This window comes from Idiomarina solivarensis, from assembly GCF_033052755.1.
Taxonomy (GTDB): Bacteria; Pseudomonadota; Gammaproteobacteria; order Enterobacterales; family Alteromonadaceae; genus Idiomarina.
Genome location: NZ_JAVFHZ010000005.1, coordinates 94,260 through 117,584, shown reverse-complemented (window position 1 = coordinate 117,584; position 23,325 = coordinate 94,260). Strand labels below are relative to the sequence as shown.

19 protein-coding genes are annotated in these 23,325 nt (G+C 48.8%); 9 read left to right on the top strand and 10 right to left on the bottom strand.

Translation table 11 applies throughout. The features are described from left to right. Nucleotide 1: 1 nt before the first annotated feature. Entirely contained in the window at nucleotides 2-703 is a 702-nt protein-coding gene (hutC, locus tag RBK99_RS09640) for a histidine utilization transcriptional repressor HutC (protein WP_317504392.1), read from the bottom strand. A 122-nt stretch (nucleotides 704-825) separates the two neighbouring features. On the opposite strand from hutC, the gene hutI reads away from it, so the two are divergent. Continuing rightward, entirely contained in the window at nucleotides 826-2,052 is a 1,227-nt protein-coding gene (gene hutI / locus RBK99_RS09635) for an imidazolonepropionase (protein ID WP_317504391.1), read from the top strand. On the opposite strand, the gene RBK99_RS09630 is transcribed toward hutI, so the two are convergent. After that, complete coding sequence (locus tag RBK99_RS09630; RefSeq protein ID WP_317504390.1) at nucleotides 2,003-3,052, bottom strand: formimidoylglutamase; 1,050 nt, start codon at nucleotides 3,050-3,052, stop codon at nucleotides 2,003-2,005. The two genes, hutI and RBK99_RS09630, sit on opposite strands and share 50 nt — an antisense overlap. Then, a complete protein-coding gene (rraA, locus tag RBK99_RS09625) occupies nucleotides 3,049-3,534 on the bottom strand; it encodes a ribonuclease E activity regulator RraA (RefSeq protein WP_317504389.1) in 486 nt (161 codons plus the stop codon). The genes RBK99_RS09630 and rraA overlap by 4 nt, the downstream gene beginning before the upstream one ends. A gap of 161 nt (nucleotides 3,535-3,695) precedes the next feature. Here rraA and RBK99_RS09620 point away from each other — a divergent pair, with 161 nt between their 5' ends. After that, entirely contained in the window at nucleotides 3,696-5,768 is a 2,073-nt protein-coding gene (locus tag RBK99_RS09620; RefSeq protein WP_317504388.1) for a putative bifunctional diguanylate cyclase/phosphodiesterase, read from the top strand. 25 nt (nucleotides 5,769-5,793) lie between these two features. Here RBK99_RS09620 and hslU read toward each other — a convergent pair whose 3' ends face one another. From hslU to priA, 5 genes are all read right to left on the bottom strand, one after another. After that, on the bottom strand, nucleotides 5,794-7,155 hold the full coding sequence (gene hslU / locus RBK99_RS09615) for an ATP-dependent protease ATPase subunit HslU (protein ID WP_317504387.1): 1,362 nt from the start codon (nucleotides 7,153-7,155) through the stop codon (nucleotides 5,794-5,796). A 1-nt stretch (nucleotide 7,156) separates the two neighbouring features. Beyond that, the gene (hslV, locus tag RBK99_RS09610; protein WP_011235683.1) at nucleotides 7,157-7,714 is read right to left on the bottom strand and encodes an ATP-dependent protease subunit HslV; all 558 of its coding nucleotides are present in this window, start codon (nucleotides 7,712-7,714) and stop codon (nucleotides 7,157-7,159) included. Between the two features lie 82 nt (nucleotides 7,715-7,796). After that, entirely contained in the window at nucleotides 7,797-8,363 is a 567-nt protein-coding gene (locus tag RBK99_RS09605) for an SPOR domain-containing protein (RefSeq protein WP_317504386.1), read from the bottom strand. Nucleotides 8,364-8,369: 6 nt separating this feature from the next. Then, a complete protein-coding gene (argS, locus tag RBK99_RS09600) occupies nucleotides 8,370-10,112 on the bottom strand; it encodes an arginine--tRNA ligase (protein ID WP_317504385.1) in 1,743 nt (580 codons plus the stop codon). Between the two features lie 92 nt (nucleotides 10,113-10,204). After that, a complete protein-coding gene (gene priA, locus RBK99_RS09595) occupies nucleotides 10,205-12,415 on the bottom strand; it encodes a primosomal protein N' (RefSeq protein WP_317504384.1) in 2,211 nt (736 codons plus the stop codon). A gap of 167 nt (nucleotides 12,416-12,582) precedes the next feature. Between priA and rpmE the strand changes: the two genes are divergently transcribed. Both rpmE and RBK99_RS09585 read left to right on the top strand, forming a co-directional pair. Beyond that, a complete protein-coding gene (gene rpmE / locus RBK99_RS09590) occupies nucleotides 12,583-12,801 on the top strand; it encodes a 50S ribosomal protein L31 (RefSeq protein ID WP_011235687.1) in 219 nt (72 codons plus the stop codon). 240 nt (nucleotides 12,802-13,041) lie between these two features. After that, nucleotides 13,042-14,286: a malic enzyme-like NAD(P)-binding protein gene (locus tag RBK99_RS09585; protein ID WP_317504383.1), complete on the top strand. Its 1,245-nt coding sequence runs from the start codon at nucleotides 13,042-13,044 to the stop codon at nucleotides 14,284-14,286. Here the strand turns inward: RBK99_RS09585 and metJ are convergent. Further along, on the bottom strand, nucleotides 14,283-14,606 hold the full coding sequence (metJ, locus tag RBK99_RS09580; RefSeq protein ID WP_317504382.1) for a met regulon transcriptional regulator MetJ: 324 nt from the start codon (nucleotides 14,604-14,606) through the stop codon (nucleotides 14,283-14,285). The two genes, RBK99_RS09585 and metJ, sit on opposite strands and share 4 nt — an antisense overlap. Before the next feature lie 174 nt (nucleotides 14,607-14,780). Between metJ and RBK99_RS09575 the strand changes: the two genes are divergently transcribed. Then, nucleotides 14,781-17,222, top strand: coding sequence for a bifunctional aspartate kinase/homoserine dehydrogenase II (locus RBK99_RS09575; protein WP_317504381.1), 2,442 nt, complete (start codon nucleotides 14,781-14,783; stop codon nucleotides 17,220-17,222). 23 nt (nucleotides 17,223-17,245) lie between these two features. Here RBK99_RS09575 and RBK99_RS09570 read toward each other — a convergent pair whose 3' ends face one another. Continuing rightward, the gene (locus RBK99_RS09570) at nucleotides 17,246-19,708 is read right to left on the bottom strand and encodes a penicillin-binding protein 1A (RefSeq protein ID WP_317504380.1); all 2,463 of its coding nucleotides are present in this window, start codon (nucleotides 19,706-19,708) and stop codon (nucleotides 17,246-17,248) included. Nucleotides 19,709-19,863: 155 nt separating this feature from the next. Between RBK99_RS09570 and RBK99_RS09565 the strand changes: the two genes are divergently transcribed. From RBK99_RS09565 to RBK99_RS09550, 4 genes are read left to right on the top strand one after another with little or no spacing between them, the layout of a single operon-like run. Next, entirely contained in the window at nucleotides 19,864-20,673 is an 810-nt protein-coding gene (locus RBK99_RS09565) for a hypothetical protein (RefSeq protein WP_317504379.1), read from the top strand. Continuing rightward, a complete protein-coding gene (locus tag RBK99_RS09560) occupies nucleotides 20,661-21,185 on the top strand; it encodes a hypothetical protein (RefSeq protein WP_317504378.1) in 525 nt (174 codons plus the stop codon). The genes RBK99_RS09565 and RBK99_RS09560 overlap by 13 nt, the downstream gene beginning before the upstream one ends. Continuing rightward, a complete protein-coding gene (locus tag RBK99_RS09555) occupies nucleotides 21,178-22,005 on the top strand; it encodes a hypothetical protein (RefSeq protein WP_317504377.1) in 828 nt (275 codons plus the stop codon). Before RBK99_RS09560 ends, RBK99_RS09555 begins: the two co-directional genes overlap by 8 nt. Then, nucleotides 22,002-23,276 (top strand): type IV pilus secretin PilQ, encoded by a 1,275-nt coding sequence (locus RBK99_RS09550; RefSeq protein WP_317504376.1) that lies wholly within the window; start codon nucleotides 22,002-22,004, stop codon nucleotides 23,274-23,276. The genes RBK99_RS09555 and RBK99_RS09550 overlap by 4 nt, the downstream gene beginning before the upstream one ends. The last annotated feature ends 49 nt before the right edge of the window (nucleotides 23,277-23,325 follow it).

The following is a 23,325-nucleotide window of genomic DNA, read 5'->3' as shown; positions in this document are numbered from 1 at the left end:
GTTACTCCTTAAACGTTAAATGGCCGCCTAATTTAAAACGGGAGCCAGGGTGAGTCAGCGTGGCAAAGGTGACGACTCCGCCTGAGCTCCAGGTGCGGCGTAAAATTCTGAGACAAGGTTCGTGACGGTCAATATTCAAATACTGACATAGCGTACTGACCGGCAGAATGGCTTCAATTTGATGACTGGCTTCGGTGAGCGGACTGACCACACATAAATATTCGTGCGGGGTCACTTTGCTGTAATCTTGTTTAAGATAATCCGGCACCAGTTCCGGGTTCACAAAACGCTCTTCAAGTTGCACCGGCAAATCGTTTTCGAAATGGGTGATCAGCGAATGAAAGACCGGCCGGCCTTCTTCTAATTCCAGAGCTTCCGCTATTTGGGCCGTCGCCGGCTGCTCTTTTAATAAATGGATTTTTGCCCGGTAATCATGCCCACGTGAACGGATTTCGTCGGCAATATTGCGAATAGCCATAAACGAGGTTTGCGACTTAATGGGAGCCACGTAGGTACCGGAACCCTGAGTCCGTATCACCAAACCTTCGTCAGCCAATTCCTGTAGCGCTCTGCGCGCGGTCATACGGCTCACCGAAAACTGCGTTGATAACGCATTTTCTGAACTGACGGGGTGGTTTTCGGGCCACTCACCGGACTCAATCTTCAAATAAATATGCTGTTTTATCTTTGAAAATTTATTCATCCTGACCCCAACAATAGATGACATGACTCAATGCTTTTGAGGGTAAAAGTCTAGTCGAGAACAATTGTCTATACAAGTTCCTTTTGCTATTCTTTTATCAGAACTAACCTTTAAGGACTGTTATGCAGCGCATAGAGAATATTAACGCAGCCACAATGACTGGTGACCAGGGCTATGGCCTGATCCAGGACGCTACTGTCATTATCAATAAAGGAAAAATTGAATTTGTTGGTGCCGCTTTTGACGCGCCCGCTACACCGACAGCAGAGGTTATTGACGGAAATGGGGGCTTACTGACACCGGGGCTCATCGACTGTCATACGCACTTGGTGTGGGCTGGCTCACGCGCTAACGAATTCGCGCAACGTCTGCACGGCGCCAGTTATCAGGAAATTGCCGAGCAAGGAGGCGGTATAAAAAGTACCGTTAAAGCCACCCGCGAAGCCTCGCAAGAAGAATTGCTCACTCTGGCGTTAGTACGCGCAGAAGCATTGATGTCCCAGGGTGTTACCAGCATTGAAGTAAAATCGGGTTACGGTCTGGACCTGGAAAATGAACGCAAGCAGTTGGCCGTAGCGCGTCAACTGGCGGAACAACTCCCCGTAAACGTCAAGACGACACTATTGGCTGCACACGCCGTGCCGCCGGAGTTTAGTGATAACGCCGACGGCTATATTGATGAAATTATCCAAACCATTTTGCCGACTCTGGCTAACGAAGGCCTGGTCGATGCCGTCGATGCTTTCTGCGAAAGTATCGGATTCAGTCGCGAACAAACCGAAAAAGTGTTTAAAGCTGCAAAAGCCCTGAGGTTACCGATTAAGCTCCACGCCGAGCAAATCACCAATCAGAACGGCGCCCAACTGGCAGCGGATTATCAGGCGTTATCGGCTGATCACCTTGAGCAATTAGATGAAGAAGGCGTTAAAGCGATGGCAGAAAATGGGACGGTGGCGGTGTTATTGCCCGGCGCATTTTACTTCCTTCGCGATACGCAAAAACCGCCGGTTGAATTATTGCGAAAACACGGTGTACCCATAGCAATTGCCACCGATGCCAACCCAGGGTCATCGCCTATCCATAACTTACCCTTAATGCTGCAAATGGCCGCGACCTTTTTTCACATGACACCCGAAGAATGTTTACGCGGCGTTACAGTCAATGCAGCCAAAGCATTAGGCGAGTCAAAACGCGGCGTTATTGCTGAAGGCTGCTATGCCGATTTAGCATTATGGAGCTGCAAAGACGCTGCTGAGCTTACTTATCAGTTTGGCGTAAACCCGTTAAAAACATTGTGGTTTAACGGCGTCGCTCACGACCGTGTAAGTAAGCCGTGGTCAGCTCGCTAAGCAGTTGCCCGCACATTTTTACGCCTTCGTCGAAGCCGGCACTGCATAAAGAGGGAGCCGCTTCGGCAAGGTGTAAGTAACGGGCTTCACTTACCTCTGCCAGACGCTTAACGTACTGAAACCCTTGCCCGAGGCTGAGTCCTGCATAATTAATGGCACTGGCAGGTACTGCGTTTAAAGCATCAACGTCCACTTCAATGCCCAGTGGTCGCTGCCAGGACACCGCTTTTGCCACCACCTCGTCCATCACCTCAATAAACGAGCGCTCATACAATCGGTGCAGCGTGTGGTAACGCATTCCTGCGTCCTGCAGCTGTCGCAGGCTACTGGCAGAGTTTTTACCCTGGTGCAGCCCGACAATATGATAGAACTCCAGCGCACCTTCCATATAAGCGTAGCTAAAACCGTTCCCCGAATGACGACCTTCGCGTGGCCGAAAATCTGCGTGTGGATCTAAGTTCACCGCACCACAGGCTTCTCCGGTCACTTTGTGCAAACTTTTCAGTAGCGGATACGCATTATTGTGGCCACCACCAATCACAATCACTTCATAGCCCTGCTCAAACAGAGGGGTCAGAACACTCTCAACCCGCGCATCAACCTGTGCGCAAAGCTCGCGCAAGGTTGCCAGATCATGGGCGTTGGCAGCATCTAAATCTGCAGCCTTAGCATTTAAATCGTCACAATTAACCGCCCCAACCAGAAGCAACTCGTGGGTGGACAGCAGTCCGGTTTTTTGCAGATTAAGAAAGCTTTTCAGAAAAGACTGCCAGCCATCGTCAGCACCGGCACGCCCAAGATTAGCCCGCACGCCAATACTTTCCGGAATACCCACTAATGCTACACGTTGGCCATCTTCAAAGGCTGCAGCCAGGCTTTCCTCGTAGGTACCTTGCTCAGACAGCACCCGAATAGCCTGACCAATTTTTGTTTCCTGTTCTCGTACCGTTACCCACTTTGCCGGGTCGGTTAATTCTAAATAAGAGATCTCACTCATCATTCAATATCTAAAGGTTCCGGGGACAAAATAACGCCAGTGGTATCAATATAAAGATGATCGTCCGGTAAAAAGGTGACCCCCCCGAAGTTAACGGGCACATTCAATTCGCCAACCCCTTCACTGATTGCACTTACCGGAATGGACGCAACACCCAAAATACCGATATCCAGTTCTTCCAGTGCATCGACTTCACGCACCGCACCATAACAGACAATGCCTTCCCAATCGTTATCCATAGCTTGCTCAGCAATCGCAGCGTCAACTACCGCACGCCGTGCCGAGCCGCCGCCATCAATCAGTAATACCTTGCCGCCACCGTCGGCAGCAATCGTTTCTTCAATCAGTCCTTTGTCTTCGTGGCACTTAATAATAACCAAGCGACCACCAAAGGAACTGCGGCCTCCGTAAGACTCAAACATGGGTTCAACCACATCGACCATATCGGGGTATAAATCGCAAAGTTCTGAAGTGTTGTATTCCATGATGGCATTCCTGGCGTTGCTTTAGCAGTAACTGGCAGTATACCTGCTATCGGGTAAGGACAAAAGCAGACCCAATAGAGATAACGAAACTCTTGAATTATAGAGCAAAAACCCGTTTAATCTAATTCACTATAATAATAATAAAGTGAATTGCTATTTCCATGCCCCAGCTCGATCTAATGACCAGTCTGGCCATAGAGACGTTTGCGCACGCCATACAAGCGGTTTTCCTTATTGGATTTGCGTTGCTGTTACTCTATTACCAACGCTACTACCAGCGTGACTACTTACGTTACTGGTCGTTCGCCTGTTTTGCTTTTGGCCCGAGTGAGCTGATCCGCGCCTTTCTTGCCGGCAGCGCAATGATTGCGCCCGAGTCTGCACTGAGCTGGTCCAGTGGTTTGCAGGGCATTGCCTTAACCTTTCAGTATCTTGCCATTTCTTTTATTGCTCTGGGCGCGAGTTCTGCTGCCTTTAATAGCAAGCCGCAAGCCTACTGGCAATACATCGCTTATGCGGTTTCGCTTGTGGGCGGCATCATTTCCTACTTCTGGCTGGAACCGACAATAAGCTACGTCGGCAGTACGCCCAACGCTGGTTTTATGCGCTTTTTAGTAACTGGTTTAGCCTTAATGGCGGTTAGCCTGTTTATGTGGCGTAAATTAGGAAGCGGTATTGGCCCGAAGTTAATATCCATTGGATTTTTTAGTATTGGCATAAAGAACTTTATTGTGGTCAGTGCCATACTGTCATTGTCCGGCAACGGTGTTGACTGGATACTCAGCTTCCAGGCGCTGTTAACCGTTATTATCATCGCCGCGATTCTCGTCGGCGTTATCATCTGGCTACTGGAATCTGAACGAAATACCGCAGTCCGTGCTATTCAACGGGCAGAATACCTGCACACCCATGATGCACTGACGGGTGTTTCCAATCGTGATCAATTAGTTAGCAAAATTCCGTTATTCATTGAATATTGCCGCAGTAACAACCGTCATTTAACCATTATGTTGGTTGGCGTCAGTCGCTTTAAAGTGGTGAATGAAAACATAGGTATCCGGGGTGGCGATCAGGTTTTAAAAGAAATAGCCCGCCGTCTGCAAAACTTTAATAAACAACCCCTAACGGTGTCACGTATCAGTGGCGACGTCTTCGCTATTGCGTTTGATCATTTAAAAAGCAGACGCCTGATACAGGACTTAGCGTCCGAACTTCAGGAGGCACTAAGCAAGCCAATTGAGATTGGTGAAAAGAGCCTCAATATTGCCGCTGGCATTGGCATTGCCCGTTACCCGCAGCATGGTAGTCGCTCCGAGGTGTTGATTAATAAAGCGACCATCGCGCTCACTCAAGCCAAGCAAGCGCATCAACCCGTCATTACCGTTTATGAACGGGGCATGGACGAAATGTACGCCTACCTGGTAGATATGGAACCGGTTTTGCGTAAGGCAATGCAAGACAACGAGTTTACACTGTACCTTCAGCCCCAGTTCGATTTCGACCACCAACAGCTTTGCGGTTTTGAAGCACTCATTCGGTGGCAGCATCCGGAGCGAGGGTTACTCAGCCCGGCAGAATTTCTTCCTTATATTGAACAGCTAGGTCTCTCAACCGAGCTTGATGACTGGGTACTCAATCAGGCAGCTGCGATTCTTAGCTCCTGGCAACAAAAATTTGGTCTGTGCTGGCCCATTGCCGTTAATTTGTCCGCACCGCAGTTCCAGCATTTTCAGTTAATTGAAAAAATGCAGCGGCTACTGGAAGACTACAACATTCTACCCGACTGGCTCGAACTGGAAATTACTGAAAATGTTGCCATGTCCGATTTACACAACGGCATGAGTGTTATTCAGCGGTTACGGGAAATGGGTTTTGGTGTTTCTATCGATGATTTTGGTACGGGGCACTCCTCACTCGCGTACCTGCGTTCGCTGCCAATCAATAAAATCAAAATTGATCGCAGCTTTATCAGCGAACTGCAACAAAACAACAACGATGCGACCATTTTAAAGGCCATGATCCGCTTATCCCATGGTTTGGGTAAACGGGTGATTGCAGAAGGTATCGAGACCGAAGAACAGCAGGACATGCTGCAAAAATTGGGCTGTGACATGATGCAAGGCTACTTTTACTCGCCGCCTATGCGCCTACAGTTTGCTGAACAATTTATTGAACGGCAAATTCAGAGCAATAAAAAGCCGCTGCCTCCGGGGGAGTTCGCAACGGCTTTTTAACCGGCTGACTTTTACTAAACTGTACTTACAAGATGAAGCGACTTAAGTCTTCGTCTTGCGACAACTCGCCAACATGCTCATTAACGTACTCTGCATCAACCGTCAGCTTCTCACCACTGTGGTCGGTTGCATGGAAAGAAATTTCTTCCATCAACCTTTCCAGTACGGTGTGCAAACGACGTGCTCCAATGTTTTCTGTGGTTTCGTTCACATGGAACGCCACTTCGGCTATACGCTGAATGCCGTCCTCGGTAAAGTTGACCTCAACCCCTTCGGTATTCAACAGGGCATGATACTGAGTAGTCAGTGAAGCGCTCGGTTCAGTCAGAATGCGTACAAAGTCGCCGCTGGTTAATGCTTCCAGTTCAACCCGAATAGGCAAACGGCCTTGCAGCTCGGGAATAAGATCTGACGGCTTGCTCATCTGGAACGCACCCGAGGCAATGAACAAAATATGATCGGTTTTAATCATACCGTGCTTGGTATTTACCGTCGTCCCTTCCACCAGAGGCAGTAAATCGCGTTGCACACCTTCGCGTGAAACATCCGGTCCGCTGGTATCACCGCGCTTACAAATCTTGTCAATTTCATCTAAAAAGACAATACCGTTTTGCTCGACCGACTCAATCGCCGCTTCTTTTACATCGTCGGGGTTCAATAGCTTAGCAGCTTCTTCATCCACCAATTGCTTGTAAGCGTCTTTAATGCGCATTTTACGCACCTTGGTCTTCTCGTTGCCCATGTTCTGGAACATATTCTGCAACTGCGACGTCATTTCTTCCATGCCCGGCGGAGCCATTATTTCGACACCCATTTGCGGCATGGCTAAATCGATTTCGATTTCTTTATCATCTAACTGGCCTTCGCGTAATTTTTTACGGAACACCTGACGCGTACCTCGTTCTTCTTCATTACTTTTGCTCTCGCCTTCGTCCTGCGGTTGCTGAGCCCAGCCAGAAGAAGATTTCTTAGCTGGCGGCAACAACACATCCAAGATACGCTCTTCCGCCGCTTCCTCGGCACGGTAGCGCACCTTCTGCATCATCTCTTCACGAGTTTGCTTTACCGCCACGTCGGTTAAGTCTTTAATAATGGACTCAATTTCTTTACCCACATAACCCACTTCCGTGAATTTAGTCGCTTCTACTTTAATGAAAGGCGCTTTCGCTAATTTCGCTAAACGACGGGCAATTTCGGTTTTACCGACACCAGTAGGGCCTATCATTAAGATATTTTTAGGGGTCACTTCCTGGCGCAGCTCATCATCCAGCTGCATACGGCGCCAGCGGTTACGCAGCGCGACAGCCACTGCGCGTTTGGCTTTGTCCTGACCAATAATGTGTCGGTTTAATTCATCAACAATTTCTCTTGGGGTCATCTCAGACATCTTATTTTTTCCCCTGCTTCGTTTTGTCTTCAGCAATCGACTCTTCTTCTTCAATGGTCTGGTTGCCGTTTGTGTATACGCAAATGTCTCCGGCGATAGTCAGCGCTTTTTGCACAATGTCGCGGGCATTTAAATCGGTGTTTTCCAGCAGAGCTCTCGCTGCTGACTGAGCAAAAGGCCCGCCAGAGCCAATCGCAATCAAATCATTTTCAGGCTGAACGACGTCTCCGTTACCGGTAATGATCAGTGAGGTTTCTTTATCAGCCACCGCCAGTAAAGCTTCCAGGCGTCGCAAGGCGCGATCAGTACGCCAGTCTTTTGCCAATTCCACAGCCGCACGCATCAGGTTCCCCTGATGTTGCTCAAGTTTGGATTCAAAACGTTCAAACAGTGTGAAAGCGTCCGCGGTTCCGCCAGCGAAGCCGGCAAGTACTTTATCGTGGTAAAGGCGACGCACTTTGCGCGCATTGCCTTTCATTACGGTATTGCCCAGGGAAACCTGGCCATCTCCGCCAATTACAACTTTATCGCCGCGGCGAACAGATACGATAGTAGTCAAATCAAGACCCTCTTTTTGTCTTTGTGACATTGATGACAAGTATTTGAGGGTCTATTCGACGTTTTTCAATGGTAAGGGTTGACTAATCCAGATTCCAGTTCCAAATAGCACAACCAAACACTTGATTTCGCTGAAGTTTATGGCGATCACTTTCAGCATCTCGTTTAGTTTCATACGGTCCGAGAATGACTCGGTACCACACACCACTACTGCCTTCTGAGGAGCGAACTTGAGACTCAAGGCCAGCCATCGCAATTTGTGCGCGTAACCTTTCAGCATCCGATTTTTCCCGGAAAGAGCCACATTGCATTAGCTTAGGCGGACCAACCTCACGTTCAGGAACATCAACTTCCACCTCTTTGCTTTTCAATTCTTCTATATAACGCCAGCGCTCGATCGGCTTTTCCGGCAATAAATCGGCCGGAGCCGGCTGTATCTTCGGTTGTTCAACTTGTTCAGACTTGCCGTTAATTTGCACTAACAGGTAAGTAAATAAAGCAATCAAAACCACCGCAATAACGACCACAAGCCAAGGGACAGGCCTACGGTCAGCAACCGGCTTAGCGCCGCGCTGCTGTTTCTTGTTGGCTCCCTGCTTCTTAGCCGGCTTACGCTTCGGCGATTTGGGCTTACGGTTGGCGTAATCCATAGAGCGTTACATCTTCTCCAACGTCGGAATACCCAGCAGATCCAAGCCCTGTTTCAACACATTCGCGGTTAGCCGCGATAACTTCAGGCGACTGTTCCGCACCGCCTCATTTTCCTGATTCAAAATTGGACACGCTTCGTAAAAACTGGAGAAACGTCCAGCTAAGTCAAACAAATATCCGCATAAAAAGTGCGGCATGGCTTTGTCCTGAACCTGGTGCAGTACTTCATTAAAACGAACCAGCTGATTCGCCAACGCCAGTTCACGCTCGTCATCCAGAATAATGTCGGCCTCTTGATCAAACTTCGTGTCACCCAGACGATAAAAAATACTGTTCACCCGAGTAAAAGCGTAAAGCAGGTAAGGCGCGGTATTGCCTTCAAACGTCAGCATATGGTCCCAGTCAAAAACATAATCGCTGGTACGATTTTTCGATAAATCGGCGTATTTCACCGAGCTAATGCCCACCACTTCGGCTACGCGCTTTTGCTGCTCTTCAGTTAAGTCTGTGGTTTTTTGCTGCAACAGTGCTAATGCGCGACGTTCCGCTTCATCCAGTAAGTCGGCCAACTTAGTCACGCCACCGTCACGACTTTTGTAAGGTTTACCGTCTTTGCCCATCACCGTACCGAAACCGTAATGGTCAAGCTGTATATCGCCTTCAACAAAGCCTGCTTTGCGTGCCAGTGTGAAAATTTGGTCAAAGTGCAGTGCCTGACGGGCATCCACAAAATACATCAGGTGGTCACCACCCAATTGCTTCTGACGGTATTCAATGGCCGCTAAATCGGTGGTTGCATAAAGATAACCGCCGCCTTTTTTCTGCACAATAATGGGTAACGGTTCACCCTCTTTACCTTTGTACTCTTCAAGGAATACGCACTGCGCACCCTGATCTTCAGTCAACAAGCCTTTTTCACGCAGATGCTCTATAACGCCCGGTAATTTGTCGTTGTAAGCACTTTCCGCCATCACGTCATTACGAGTGAGTTTTACGCCTAAGCGGTCATAAACATCCTGGCAATGGCTCAACGACACATCAATGAACTGATTCCAGAGCTTCAGGCAGTATTCGTCGCCCGACTGCAATTTAACCACCAGCTGACGCGCACGGTCAGCAAACTCTTCACTGTCATCGAAGCGCTGTTTCGCCGCTTTGTAAAAAGTTTCCAGATTGCTCAGTTCGTATTCTGCCGACTGATTATCCAGTGCTTCCATGTACGCCAATAGCATGCCGAACTGCGTGCCCCAGTCGCCCACGTGGTTTTGCCGAATCACTTTATGGCCTAAAAACTCGCACACCCGCGACACCGCGTCACCAATAATGGCTGAACGCAGATGCCCAACGTGCATCTCTTTCGCCAGGTTAGGCGAAGAGTAGTCAATAACAACGGTTTTGCTTTGGGCAGCTACATCCACATTCAGGCTGTCGCTGTTCAGCATGGCGGTCAGCTGGTCTTTCAACTGGTCCTGAGCAATAGTGAAGTTAATAAAACCCGGCCCGGCGATATCCATTTTCGACAATAAAGTGTTCTCGGGAACCGCTTCGACAATGGCTTCAGCCAACTGACGCGGGTTCGATTTTGCCGGTTTGGCCAACATCAGTGCCAGGTTCGTCGCAAAGTCGCCGTGCGATTTGTCTCGAGGGCGATCCAACTGAATCTTTACTGGGTGATCCGCAGGAATTTTTCCCTGTGCTTTAAGTTGACCAATCGCTTCGGCCAGTAACTGTTCAAGTTGTTCTTTCATTAATGCGACTACCTGTATGAAAAATCGAAGAGTAAATTCAAGGCGCTTAGTTTAATCGCTCCGCCCGATAAAAAAAACCGCTTAAGTGTTAATCAGCTGAAGTCTTGCGGATCAATATCCAGCGACCAGCGAACTTTTTTCAATAGCGGCAAGGCATTAATCTGTGGCAGCAAATGTTCAATGAGCTGAAAACGTAATTTACGCGACTGACAATGTAACAGCAATTGGTAACGGTAACGACCGGCTTTACGCTCCATTAGTGCAGGCATCGGTCCCAGTAAAAAGGCCCCATCCACCTGCGGCATCAATTGCTGAATTTGAGTCATTGCCTGTACCACCGAGTCTCTGTCGGTTGCCTCGGCACGGAACAACGCCAAATGAGAGAACGGAGGCAATTCGCTCTGCTGACGCTCAGCCAAAGCCGTTAACGCAAAATGCGAATAGCCGTTGTTGAGCAAGTCCTGAATCAGATCATGCTCCGGATGGTGCGTTTGCAGAACCACCTTGCCGGCTTTGTGTTCACGCCCGGCACGACCAGCTACTTGAGTATACAGCTGGCCTAAACGCTCCGCCGCCCGAAAATCGGCACTGTAAAGTGCCCCGTCAACATCCAGCAGCGCGACCAGGGTCACATGCGGGAAGTGGTGCCCTTTCGCCAGCATCTGAGTGCCCACAAGTAGCGGATACTCATTATTTGTGGCCTTTTGCAAATAGTCATCCAGCTGACCTTTGCGACGAGTAGAATCACGGTCAATACGCAGTACACCACGCCCGGGAAACATTTCTTTCAGGCTGTGCTCTAGTTGTTCGGTACCTACCCCATGGGAAATCATCTGCGGAGACCCACAGGAGCCACACTGGCGCGGTATTCGCTGCTGACTCCCACAGTGGTGACACTGCAGCTGTTGATGGGTTTTGTGCACCGTGTAATAGGCATCACAGCGATGACACTGCGCCAGCCAGCCACACTCATGACACATTAATGCCGGTGCAAAACCACGACGGTTCAGAAATAGAAGCACCTGATTGCCGCGATCAATTTCGACCTGAATTTGTTCTTTGAGCGTTTTTGAAATACCCGCTTTTATGGGTTGCTGCTTAAGATCAATCAGCTCGTGTTTAACCATTTGCGCACCGCCAGCGCGCTGGCCCAGCTTCAGCCAGTGAAAACGTTTACTGACTGCGTTATTCAACGTTTCCAGCGAGGCCGTTGCACTGCCAAGCACCAAGGGTATATTCAGTAACGACGCCCGTTTAATAGCGATGTCCCGCGCATGATAACGAAACCCATCCTGTTGCTTATAAGACAGGTCATGTTCTTCATCGACCACAATCAGGCCGAGCTTCTGGCAAGGGGTAAATACCGCCGACCGGGTACCGATAATAATCGCCGCATGCCCGTGTTTCGCATCCAGCCAAGTGTTCAGTCGCTCTCTGTCGCTCATACCGGAATGCAGCATCACCACCGGCGCATTAAAACGTTCTTTAAAGCGTTGCAAGGTTTGTGGTGTCAGGCCAATTTCGGGCACAAGCACCAATACCTGCTCGCCGCGCTCTAACACTGGCTGCATAGCCTGCAAATACACTTCAGTTTTGCCGCTGCCGGTTACACCTTCCAGCAACAACGTACTGTGTTGCTGTTGTTGGTTGATGGTGGAAACCGCTACTGCTTGCTCGGTATTTAACGCATGCCCTTCTTCCCGCAGTACCGAGCTTTGTTGCTGCCAACTTTGCGGCTTAGCCGGTTGCTGTTCGCGTACCTCAAGCCAGCCTTTGTCCTGCAAGGTGCGAAGTACCGCGGACGTCACACCAATCTCGGTTAAGTCACTTCGCCTCAACGGCTGATGCTTCAGAGCCGCCAAAACCTGTTGCTGTCTTGCTGCCCCCTTCAACTCATTAATGGACTGGGCGCGGCCTAAATCGGTTAGTGCGTAAAAAGTTTCAGTTAAATACTCCGGCGCATCACCCTTGCGCAGTAACACCGGCAAGCTATTGGCAGCAACGTCACCCAATGAATGGTGATAATAATCTGCTGACCAACGAACCAACTGCCAGATATCTTCCGGCCACAGGCGTTGTTCATCCAACACTGAAGCCACCGACTTGAGCTCAAACGCCGGCATTTCATCGCTGGCTTCTGCGACCACATAGCCAACCAACTGGCGTTGCCCAAAGGGCACACGTACACGCACGCCCTGCGACAGTGGTTCAGCACTTTTGCACAGATAATCATAGGTTTGTCTGAGAGGTAACGGCAGTGCGACTTTATAACGTCGTTCGCTGCCAGTATTGGCTTGCTTCATGGCTCTATTCTGGAACGCTACCGCGCAGAATACAAGACAGCAGATTCTGCTTGATCACGGACTCAAGATCACATAAAATGCGCGGCTCTTAATTCATTGATGTTTTTTTGCGCATGGTGTTCGGCTTTGGATCGAATGGCGATGCGGCCCATAACTGAGGTAACCCCATGAAACAAGGTATTCATCCTAAGTACGAGACTTTAAAAGTCAGCTGTTCTTGCGGTCATACGTTCGAAACGCGTTCAACCCGCTCAGAAGATTTACACCTGGACGTCTGTTCAGAGTGCCACCCGTTCTACACTGGTAAGCAGCGTGTTATGGACACTGGTGGTCGTGTTGACAAATTTAAGAAGCGTTTTGGTGCTCTGGGCAAGAAAGACTCCTAAGAAAACCTATGAAAAACGCTGCTTAACAGCAGATTTTAAGAAAAAGGCGCTAAACAGCGCCTTTTTTTGTACCTCCTCCCCTAAACACCCTATTGTTAAAGAAAAGTTAACTGGTGTACTTTTAAACACCTTTAAAATTTCTTCCCTATCGAAGACGCTAAAGATGGAGGTAAGATTTGTTTATTAGTCTAAAAGCGATAGACTAATTAGCATTCTGATCACCAGACTCAGGTATCACGCATGACAGATTTTCGCCAACAGGCACTGGATTACCACGAATACCCAACGCCGGGTAAAATTTCCGTAGAAATAACCACGCCAGCTGAAACCAGCAAAGACTTAGCTCTGGCTTATAGTCCGGGCGTTGCAGAGCCAGTTCGGGAAATCGCTCAAGACCCGGACAACGCGTATCGTTATACGGCAAAAGGGAATATGGTCGCGGTTATTACCAACGGAACCGCTATTCTCGGACTGGGTAATTTGGGGCCACTGGCGTCTAAACCGGTCATGGAAGGCAAAGCATTGCTGTTCAAACGGTTTGCGGGACTTGATTCGATAGATATCGAAGTCAGCCACAGAACCACGCAAGACTTTATTAATACCGTTGCCAACATCGCTGATACCTTTGGCGGTATTAATTTAGAAGACATTAAAGCACCTGAGTGTTTCGAGATTGAACAGGCTCTGATTGAGCGCTGCAATGTACCAGTATTCCACGACGATCAACACGGCACAGCTATTGTTACTGCCGCCGGTATGCTGAACGCGCTGGAAATTCAGGGTAAAGACTTAGCCGAATCTCGCATAGTGTGCCTTGGCGCAGGCGCAGCCGCTATTGCCTGTATGGAGCTGCTCATTAAGTGTGGCGCCCAGCGCGAACACATTTATATGCTCGACTCAAAAGGAGTTATCCATACCCGTCGCGACGACTTAAACGAGTATAAACAGTTATTTGCTAACAATACCGATAAGCGCACACTGACCGATGTGATTGATGGCGCGGATATTTTTGTAGGTGTTTCAGGACCAAATTTACTAAGTCCCGATGAATTGAAACTCATGGCTCCGAATCCGGTTATTTTTGCTTGTTCTAACCCTGACCCTGAAATTAAGCCTGAAGTGGCTATGGCAGCGCGTGATGACCTGATTATGGGCACCGGCCGTTCAGATTATCCAAACCAGGTAAACAACGTTCTCTGTTTTCCGTTTATGTTCCGCGGCGCTTTAGACGTGCGGGCAACGGCTATTAACGATGAAATGAAGGTGGCAGCGGTAGAAGCTATTCGCCAATTAGCGAAAGAGCCCGTGCCAGATTCCGTGTTAAAAGCCGCTGATGTAAAAGAGCTCAAATTTGGCCGCGATTACATTATTCCTAAACCGATTGATCCGCGTTTATGTCAGCGTGTAGCCCGTGCGGTTGCCGAAGCGGCAGTGAAGTCCGGCGCGGCTAAAATCGATTTGCCGAAAAATTACATGCAGGATTAATCGTCTAACTCGTCGTCCGTGGGGATGGGCAAGCCTCGTGCTTCTAGCTCTTCCCGCACGGCTTTAGGAATTTTGTTAGGATTGGATTTTTGCAAATCTTCATCTTCTGGCAGCGGCTGACCGGTAAAAGCGTGTAAAAACGCCTCACACAGCAATTCGCTGTTGGTAGCATGACGCAAATTACAAATTTGTCGACGAGTCCGCTCATCGGTCAGAACTTTTAACACACGAGTGGGGATTGAGACCGTAACCTTTTTAACCTGCTGACTTTTACGACCATGTTCAGCATAGGGGTAAATGTATTCACCGTTCCATTTCATTGCTACTGTCCCACTCTATAACAAAACCACATAAGTTATAATGAATTGTACCCGAATAAGCGACACCGTCAAATTTTATCCGTCTAGATGGCTAAAAGTTGCTGACATTTGCCTGACAATATTTTAGCCTTAGTAGCAGAACTCTAATCCACGCGCGTAGTTAAGGAAGGCGGAATGACAAAACACCAGCTCACTGAAGAGCAAAAGCAGGCCGTTGCCGACAGTGTTCAGGTACACAAATTTGGTGGCAGTAGCTTGGCCGATGCTTTTTGCTACCGGCGCGTCGCCCGTATTGTGACGGAATACGCGGGTGCCAGCGATCTGGTCGTGGTTTCTGCCGCCGGTGACACCACCAACCGCATTCTTGCCATTATTAATGCCAAAGCGCAGCCAGGAGATACCGCCAGCATTCTAATTGATCAGCTGGAGAAATTTCAGCAAGGATTAATCACTGAGCTATTGAGCGGTGATTTACAACAACAGCTGCTACAGCAATCACAGCAAGACTTTAAACGATTCCGTCGCTGGCTGGCCGGTGATGAGCAAATTTCACACAACGCTGAACTATTATCTTACGGCGAACTTTGGTCCGCCCGTTTGCTTGCGGCATTGTTGCAAAAGCAGGGTACGCGTGCCGATCACATTGATGCCCGCGACTTTTTATTGGCGGCCGATGCGCCTGAGCCCGTCATTCAGGTAGAGCATTCACGTGAAAAGTTATTGTTAAGGGTGGCGCCTCATTCCGGTACCCGCTTTATTGTTACCGGTTTTATTGCCCGTGGTTTAAATGGTGAGAGTTTAACGCTGGGCCGAAACGGCAGCGACTACTCTGCCACGCTGGTCGGAAGCCTTTTAGATTCCCGTCAGGTCACCATTTGGAAGGACGTTGCCGGCGTTTACTCAGCAGACCCCCGCAAGGTTGAGCGAGTTGTCAGCCTACCGACTCTCGACTGGACCGAAGCCGAAGAGCTCGCCCGGCTGGGCAGCCCAGTTTTGCACCCCAGAACGTTTCAGCCAGTCGACCGCCAGCGCATGGTCATTTCGGTACGCTCCAGCCTGAAAGTAGAGAATCAGCAAACCCGTATTGGTCAATTCCAGAACACACAGCCTCGCGGCAAGGTATTTACTTCGTTGTCTGAAGTTGTGCTGTTTAAAGTTGAGTTGCGCGATAAAGCATTAGTAAAACGTTTGGACGAGCTGGAACTGGAACCCTTAGTCAGCTGGACCGAGCCAGAAAATCACCAGCAATACCTGGTCTTTCACCAAAACCATTTAGATTACCTGACTGGCTGGTTAGACAGCCTTGGCGCCGGTGATGCCATCACGCAAATGCGGGGCTACTCGATGCTCGCCATTGTCGGTAACCGCATTCAGGAGACCGACCAGTTCTCAACGTTTAAATTGCAGCTTTCGGAACAAAAAGTGCGTCGCTTTGCGTTGACTCAAAACGGCGACTCTGCGGTTGCTATTTTAGAGCAAAAGCTCGACAACCGTCTTCTAAACCGTCTGCACAGTCAGCTGTTTAACTACCGTCGCAGCCTGGGCGTATTAGTTGTAGGACGCGGCAACATTGGTACTGCCTGGCTGGAGTTATTCAGACAGCAGCGTGATCGCATTAACCAGGTGATGGATGTACGGGTCATTGGCATCGCTAATTCACGACGTTTATGGCTGGACTACAATGGCGTTGAACTCACTGAGTGGGCGGACGATTTTGACCGTTTAGCACGGCCATATGTGTTAACTGAACTGCTACGAGAGCTGCCAAATGCCCCCTACGACGAGCTCGTTGTTATCGATTTAACTGACGCAAAACAGGTGGCGCAACTCTACCCCAGCCTGTTTGCCAACGGTTTACACATTATTAGTGCCAACAAACGCGCAGGTTCTGCCGACGAAGCGCTATACCGGGAAATTCGTACAATTCAGCACGAATATGAACGCGAGTGGCTTTACAACACCACCGTTGGAGCAGGATTACCGCTAAATTACGCCATTAATGACTTGCGTAACTCCGGCGATGAAATTCGCAGTATTTCCGGGATTTTCTCCGGAACCATGTCGTGGCTATTTGAAAACTTCACGAAGGGCGTTGCTTTTAGCTCTCTGGTAAAAGAAGCCAAAGAACGCGGTTACAGTGAGCCCGACCCACGGGAAGATTTATCTTGTCAGGACTTAGTTCGTAAGCTGCTGATTCTGGCACGTGAAATTGGTCTGAAGCTCGACTGGCAGGATATTAAGGTGCAAAGCCTGGTACCGGAAAGCTTGCGCGAGTTACCGCTAAACGAGTTTATGCAACGGTTATCCGAGCTTGATGAGCCCATGACAGCCATGCTGGACGACGCCGCTAAAGATAATAAAGTACCTCGGCTACTGGCCAGCTTCACCGTCGGACATGATCAACGAGTCAGCGCTCAGGTTGGCATCGAATTTATTCCGGAAGGTGACATGCTGGCTAACTTAATACCCGGCGAAAATATCTTTGTTATTTACACCGACTGGTACTCTGAGATGCCGTTAGTCATCAGTGGACCTGGCGCTGGCAAGCACGTTACTGCTGGCGGAGTGCAATCCGATTTAAATCAGTTACTCAGTAAACTGGCAGTGGGAGCGTAACGCTCCCAGCTTTTTTGACCCACTTAAAACAAGTCGTCATCGTTATTTTCAAAGATATCGCCGTCAGAGTTTCCGTTTTTACGAATATATTCTGTCGGCTCTGTTCCACGAATAAAGTACTCAAAACGTGTTGTGTAATCGCTTTTATGCGACAACTTACCGCTTTCAAGGTCAATTCGAACATTGACGACGCCCGGCGGAATACCAAACTCACGCGAAGGGTATAATGGCAGCGCTTTTTCCATAAACAGGATCCAACCCGGTAAAGCTGTTTTTGCACCCGCTTCACCACCGCTTATAGCCTGCTGACTGGAGTCGACGTCCGGGTGTTTTGACGTACGCCCTAACTTTCTGGAAACATCATCAAAACCAACCCAGACGGTCGTCACTAAATTGGAAGTGAAACCGGAAAACCAAGTATCACGGACGTCGTTGGTCGTTCCTGTTTTACCCGCAATATTACGACCCACAGCATCGGTGATTGGGTCAGAGCGCTGAATACGCCAGGAGGTTCCATTCCAGCCGGTACCATTTGCCCAACTGCCACCACCCCATACAGCAGAGTTCATCGCTTGCTCAACCAGGAAGGCATTTTGTTCACTCACTACCTGAGGTGCGGGATTTTCGCACTCATAGCAGGCTCGTATCGGTTGCGCCTCGACTAAAATATCGCCATTTGCGTCTTCCACCCGATCAATAAAGTAAGGGTCAATTAAAAAGCCACCATTAGCAAAAACCGCATAGGCTCTGGCGACTTCCATTGGCGTCATTGATAGCGACCCCAGAGACAAAGACTCGTTTTCCGGAATTGTTGAGCGCTCCAGACCAAATTTGGCCAAATGATCGGCAACCGTTTCAACACCCAATTCACGAATCAACCGGACAGAAACCACGTTCTTAGACTTAGCCAGCGCTTTACGCAAACGAATAGGACCTTCATACACTTCCGGTGAGTTCTTTGGCCGCCACGCAACACCCGTGCCCGGATTCCATTGATTGATCGGCGCATCATTCACCAAAGTTGCTAGAGTTAACCCTTCTTCGAAAGCCGCTGAGTAAATTAAAGGCTTAATGTTTGAGCCCACTTGACGCTCAGCTTGTAGCGCTCGGTTATACTGACTTAACTCAAAACTGTATCCGCCGACCACAGCAGCGACGGCACCGTCACCCGGACGCAGAGAAACAATAGCAGAGCTGGGTTCCGGAATTTGCGCCAGGCGCCATTTCTGATCCTGATTAACACGGCGCAGCCAGATAACATGACCGGGCTGCATAATTTCGGCCGCTGTTTGCGGCGGTTCGCCCTGACGCTCTTCGCTCAGATATTCACGGGCCCAGTGCATAGCCGTCCAGGGCAAGGTGAGCTGACCTTCGCCTTTCACCATCACTTCGGCAGACTGCTCTTTAATTGAGGTGACAACAGCCGGCGTCACTGCGCCGATAACATCCAGCTGCTCAAGATAGGCCTGGATAGCTTCCTCTTTTAACGGCTGTTCATTCTTCTTGGCCGACCACAATAAACTTGCCGGACCTCTATATCCGTGACGTTCGTCATAGCTATGCAAATTATCCCAGATAGCCTGTCGAGCCGCTAACTGCACCTCGCTTCTGACCGTTGTATATACTTTATAGCCGTGGTTATAGGCCTTTTCCTCACCGTAGCGGGCCACCATTTCCTGGCGCACCATTTCTGCCAGATAAGGCGCATAAACCGTCACCTCTGCACCATGACGACGCGCGCTGACCGGAGCGTTAGAGGCTTCCTCAAATTCACTACGGGTTATTTTTTTCTCATCCAGCATTCGCAGCAAAACAACTTTCCGGCGCGCTTTTGACGCGGCCGGATGAGAAATAGGATTCAAATTAGACGGGGCTTTCGGTAAACCAGCGATGGTTGCCATCTGGGCTAAAGTGAGTTCATTCAGCGGCTTACCATAATAAACCTGCGCAGCTGCACCTACTCCATGGGCGCGGTGACCGAAGGTTATTTTGTTCAGGTACAGTTCAAGAATTTCATCTTTACTCAGCAACTGTTCAATGTGAACCGCAATAAAGGCTTCTTTAATTTTGCGCATCCAGGCTTGTTCAAAACTCAGGAAAAAGTTTCTTGCCAGCTGCATGGTGATGGTGCTGGCACCTTCCTGGATTTCTCCGGTCATCACTAGCACACTAAAAGCACGCGCCACGCCAATGGGGTCCACTCCAAAGTGCTTATAAAACCGACTGTCTTCTGTCGCCAGAAACGCATCAATAAGAGGTTGAGGTACATCTTCCAGTTTTACCGGAATTCGGCGTTTTTCACCAAATTGCGAGATCAATTCCCCATCGGCGGTAAATACCTGCATCGGTGTTTGTAGACGCACATCACGCAGTGTTTCTACACTGGGTAACTCCGGCTTTACGTAGAAATAAAGTCCACCAACCGTTACGCCACCAAGAATAATGCACACCAAAAAGGTGTAGCCTAACCGCTTAAACCACTTCAATTATCTACTCCATAACAACACGTCAATCGGTCTAACACCTTCAACCCGAAAATGCCGACATAAATTAGCTCTGAACTCTTACTGACTATTATGGCGGATTTTTGTTCACAACACTACGCTTGCATCTGGCTTTTCTACAATAAGGATATTGTCTAATGTCATTGCTCCACCTGCAGTCACTTGCTGTTCAAATTAATCGGGAACATTGCTTAGTCTTACAGTTATCGCGACAAAGCCAACACTTTGTCGTTGAGCATTTTTCGCAACAGCATTACAGCAGCCTGGGCCACCAAAAACTGAAAAAAGGACAGGTTGTATCAGCGCTTGATTATAGCGCCACTCATTATCAGAAGATTCCTTTGCAAGCAGAGTTTCAGGTTGAAGAACAGCTTCTGCAAAAGCTGCCGCCGCAACTTAAAACCGACACCGGTATCACCTACGATTATGTGACCGACGACAATAGCGAGCTTGAAGCCGTTATTGGCCACCGCTCCGCATTGGAGAAACTGCTGATACAACTTGAGCCGCTGCAAATGCCGGTTCAGGTTGTCGAACCCACGTATCAGTCAGTCGTGCGCGCAACTAATGCTTTGCTGCCTTATTTGTGGCCCGACGACGCCCTATTTGAAAGCCTAATGGAGTGGGTCATTATTGAACTACGTCGTCCGCAGTGCATTGCCCTATATTGCAAAAACGGGGTATTTCAGCGTCTCGAGTACGTTGATACAACCCATTTAATCACTTTTTTGCTGTCGACCGAACTACGCTGGGTAATGAGCTTTGGTGACAAGGCACTGCAGTCATCACTTGAACAGCAGTTGGCAGAACACTCACCGTTACAGCATATAGCGCTTTCAACAGCGCCATTTTTTAACGGTAATTCACCCCCTGTCATTTCTGCTTTAGATAACGAAATCGTTTTACTAGGTCTTGCTTTACGAGGGTTCAACCAATGGCATCGTTAAACCTTCTTCAATGGCGAGAACAAAGTTCATGGCGACGTTATCGTACCCTTCATAGCCTGGGCATTTTGCTTGTACTGGTGGTTTGCTTCCTTTCAGTGCAATGGGTTGTTCACTATGGTGGCTACCTGGATCATCTGGAGCAGCAGATCACTGAGCATAAAGCGGCCTTAAAAAAACAGAAGCGCCAGCAGCAGCTCAGGACAGCTTATCAGCAGAAGCAAAAAGCGCAGCGGGCTTTTGTACAGCTTAAAAGTGCTAACCAGCGCCAACTTAATGCTTTCTACGCGTTACTTTATAGAACCCATCAAAACCTGCAGCACCGTGAACTGTCTCTCAGTGGTTCACAGTTCCAGCTTCGCGCTGAATACCAGCAGATGCAGGACGTTAATGACCACTATGTCTGGCTAGAGAAACAGTTGCCTCAAGCTCGTTTAAAGCAGCAGCTATTACCGCAGCGGCGTGTGCTATTTCACTACTCAAATAATCCGCACGGAGCAAAGACGAATGGCTGATTCATTACGAAAAGTGTTGTGGCTCTGGGGGATCGGCCTTCTATTATTCATAGTGTTTGCTATAGCAGTTAGCTATTTTTTAACCAGTTATCAGGCTAAAAAATTCAACGACACCCTTCAGCGTCAATACCAGACGTTGCGCGAGTCGGTGCCTCGTGTTCCCGAACTCCCCCATTCTCGTTTGTCAGCGGCGCAACCTGTCAATGTGTCTTCTTTACTCACCCAGGCCGCCAGACAACAGAAGGTGAACTTGCATTACCAACAAGACGCCCGTAACTCAGAGCAGTGGCTGGTCGGTGTCAGTGGGGATTATCAAAGTGCCGCCCGCTTTATTGCTTCTGTGCTGCAAGCACAGCGGAACTCAGAACAGTCCTTTCCGTTAACCCAGACTCTAAAGTGGCAAGACACTGGGGCTCAAACCGGTCAGCTTAGCTGGCAGTTTCTGTGGGTCACCGCTGCAGGCTCAAAACTGCCGGAACACAACAGCCCCGCAGTGTTTAAAACACATTTTCCCCAGGTTATTGCTGAGCCAATTAAGTGCCTGAGCAAACCCAAAGCGCACAGCGAGATTAAAATCAGTGCGTGGTCGTCAGTACAATTGCTCGCGACTCAAACCTCTCCGTTACAAAAAGTATTACTGAAAATACCCGAACAGCCCTTGTTGACGCTCACTGAACGCGAGTGGATAGAAACGCCGCTCATCCAACTACGAAGCATTCATCCGGACTACGCGACTTTTCAACACTGGCAAAAGGAAGCCGGGTGCTGGTCAGCACATTCTTTGACACTCTATTTAACTCAGGACACGAACTCACAATGATACACATTCGATTCTCTTTCTGCGTAGTTGCTTTGCTGCTGATGCTGTCCCCACAACAAAGCCAGGCCGCCAATAAAAATTGGCAAAGACTGCTTAGCGAAGAACAACGGCACCAACCCGTCTCGATTAATGCGAATAAAATGCCATTACGCCAGTTAATACAGTTATTAGCTGACCAGCATCAGCTGAACGTACTGATCACAGACAAAATCGACGGTAACACCAGTCTAAAATTAAATGGCGTTGCCTGGCTGGATGCATTTGAAACACTGATAACCAGCCATGGCCTTGATATCAATTTACAGGGCACCTTATTAAAAATCGGTATTGCAGATAACCAGCAAAATAATAGCAGCGAACATCGCTCCATTTTGCTGAGTGTTAATTTTGCTAAGGCTACTGACTTAGCAAAGCTATTAAAGAATGAGCAACAAAGCTTTCTGTCACCTACTGGCGCCGTCAGTGTCGATGAACGGACCAATACGTTGATTGTGCGTGATACGCCGACACAACTAGAAACCATCCGGCAGTTGGTCAGTAATTTGGACGTACCCGTTAAGCAGGTGCTTATAGAGGCCAGAATGGTGACGGTTAAGGCCAATGTCAGCAGAGAACTCGGCATTCGCTGGGGCGCTTCAAAGTATGGTCTGGCTATACCTGAAGACGCGGGAACCTTTATAAAGGGTATGCAGATTGATTTACCAGCCAGTAACCCGGCCGGAACATTTGCCGCTAACCTGGCAAGGCTCAGCGATGACATTTTACTGGATCTGGAATTAACCGCGCTGGAACGGGAAAATAAAGCGGAAATTATCACCAGCCCTAAAATTTTTACTTCTAATCAGCAACCTGCGTATATTGAGCAGGGAACCGAAATTCCTTATGTTGAAACCGCCGCACATGGCACAACCGCAGTCCAGTTTAAGAAAGCGGTCATGGGCTTAAGTGTCACCCCTCAAATTACCCCCAACAACCATGTTTTAATGGAGTTGACTATCACCCAGAACACCCGTGGTGACACCGTTGCAACGCCAACCGGTCCGGCTGTTGCTATTGATACTCAGGAGATGTCGACTCGGGTATTAGCCAAAAACGGAGAAACGATCGTTTTAGGGGGGATCTTTCAGGAACATAACTTAACTGATGACAGCCGCATCCCTATCTTAGGATCGCTGCCGTTACTGGGAAATTTGTTCTCACATCAGCAGCAACGCGATGAAAAGCGAGAGCTTATGATTTTCGTCACACCGACGATATTGCCACAAACTTAGTCCAAAATCCGATTACTATTGCTAAACTGGGCTCAAGTTGCGATAATCG

What these genes read in the sequence shown, in the direction of transcription:
- hutC (WP_317504392.1), bottom strand. Translation starts at nt 703, where the DNA reads ATGAATAAATTTTCAAAGATAAAACAGCATATTTATTTGAAGATTGAG.
- hutI (WP_317504391.1), top strand. Translation starts at nt 826, where the DNA reads ATGCAGCGCATAGAGAATATTAACGCAGCCACAATGACTGGTGACCAG.
- RBK99_RS09630 (WP_317504390.1), bottom strand. Translation starts at nt 3,052, where the DNA reads ATGATGAGTGAGATCTCTTATTTAGAATTAACCGACCCGGCAAAGTGG.
- rraA (WP_317504389.1), bottom strand. Translation starts at nt 3,534, where the DNA reads ATGGAATACAACACTTCAGAACTTTGCGATTTATACCCCGATATGGTC.
- RBK99_RS09620 (WP_317504388.1), top strand. Translation starts at nt 3,696, where the DNA reads ATGCCCCAGCTCGATCTAATGACCAGTCTGGCCATAGAGACGTTTGCG.
- hslU (WP_317504387.1), bottom strand. Translation starts at nt 7,155, where the DNA reads ATGTCTGAGATGACCCCAAGAGAAATTGTTGATGAATTAAACCGACAC.
- RBK99_RS09605 (WP_317504386.1), bottom strand. Translation starts at nt 8,363, where the DNA reads ATGGATTACGCCAACCGTAAGCCCAAATCGCCGAAGCGTAAGCCGGCT.
- argS (WP_317504385.1), bottom strand. Translation starts at nt 10,112, where the DNA reads ATGAAAGAACAACTTGAACAGTTACTGGCCGAAGCGATTGGTCAACTT.
- priA (WP_317504384.1), bottom strand. Translation starts at nt 12,415, where the DNA reads ATGAAGCAAGCCAATACTGGCAGCGAACGACGTTATAAAGTCGCACTG.
- rpmE (WP_011235687.1), top strand. Translation starts at nt 12,583, where the DNA reads ATGAAACAAGGTATTCATCCTAAGTACGAGACTTTAAAAGTCAGCTGT.
- RBK99_RS09585 (WP_317504383.1), top strand. Translation starts at nt 13,042, where the DNA reads ATGACAGATTTTCGCCAACAGGCACTGGATTACCACGAATACCCAACG.
- metJ (WP_317504382.1), bottom strand. Translation starts at nt 14,606, where the DNA reads ATGAAATGGAACGGTGAATACATTTACCCCTATGCTGAACATGGTCGT.
- RBK99_RS09575 (WP_317504381.1), top strand. Translation starts at nt 14,781, where the DNA reads ATGACAAAACACCAGCTCACTGAAGAGCAAAAGCAGGCCGTTGCCGAC.
- RBK99_RS09565 (WP_317504379.1), top strand. Translation starts at nt 19,864, where the DNA reads ATGTCATTGCTCCACCTGCAGTCACTTGCTGTTCAAATTAATCGGGAA.
- RBK99_RS09560 (WP_317504378.1), top strand. Translation starts at nt 20,661, where the DNA reads ATGGCATCGTTAAACCTTCTTCAATGGCGAGAACAAAGTTCATGGCGA.
- RBK99_RS09555 (WP_317504377.1), top strand. Translation starts at nt 21,178, where the DNA reads ATGGCTGATTCATTACGAAAAGTGTTGTGGCTCTGGGGGATCGGCCTT.
- RBK99_RS09550 (WP_317504376.1), top strand. Translation starts at nt 22,002, where the DNA reads ATGATACACATTCGATTCTCTTTCTGCGTAGTTGCTTTGCTGCTGATG.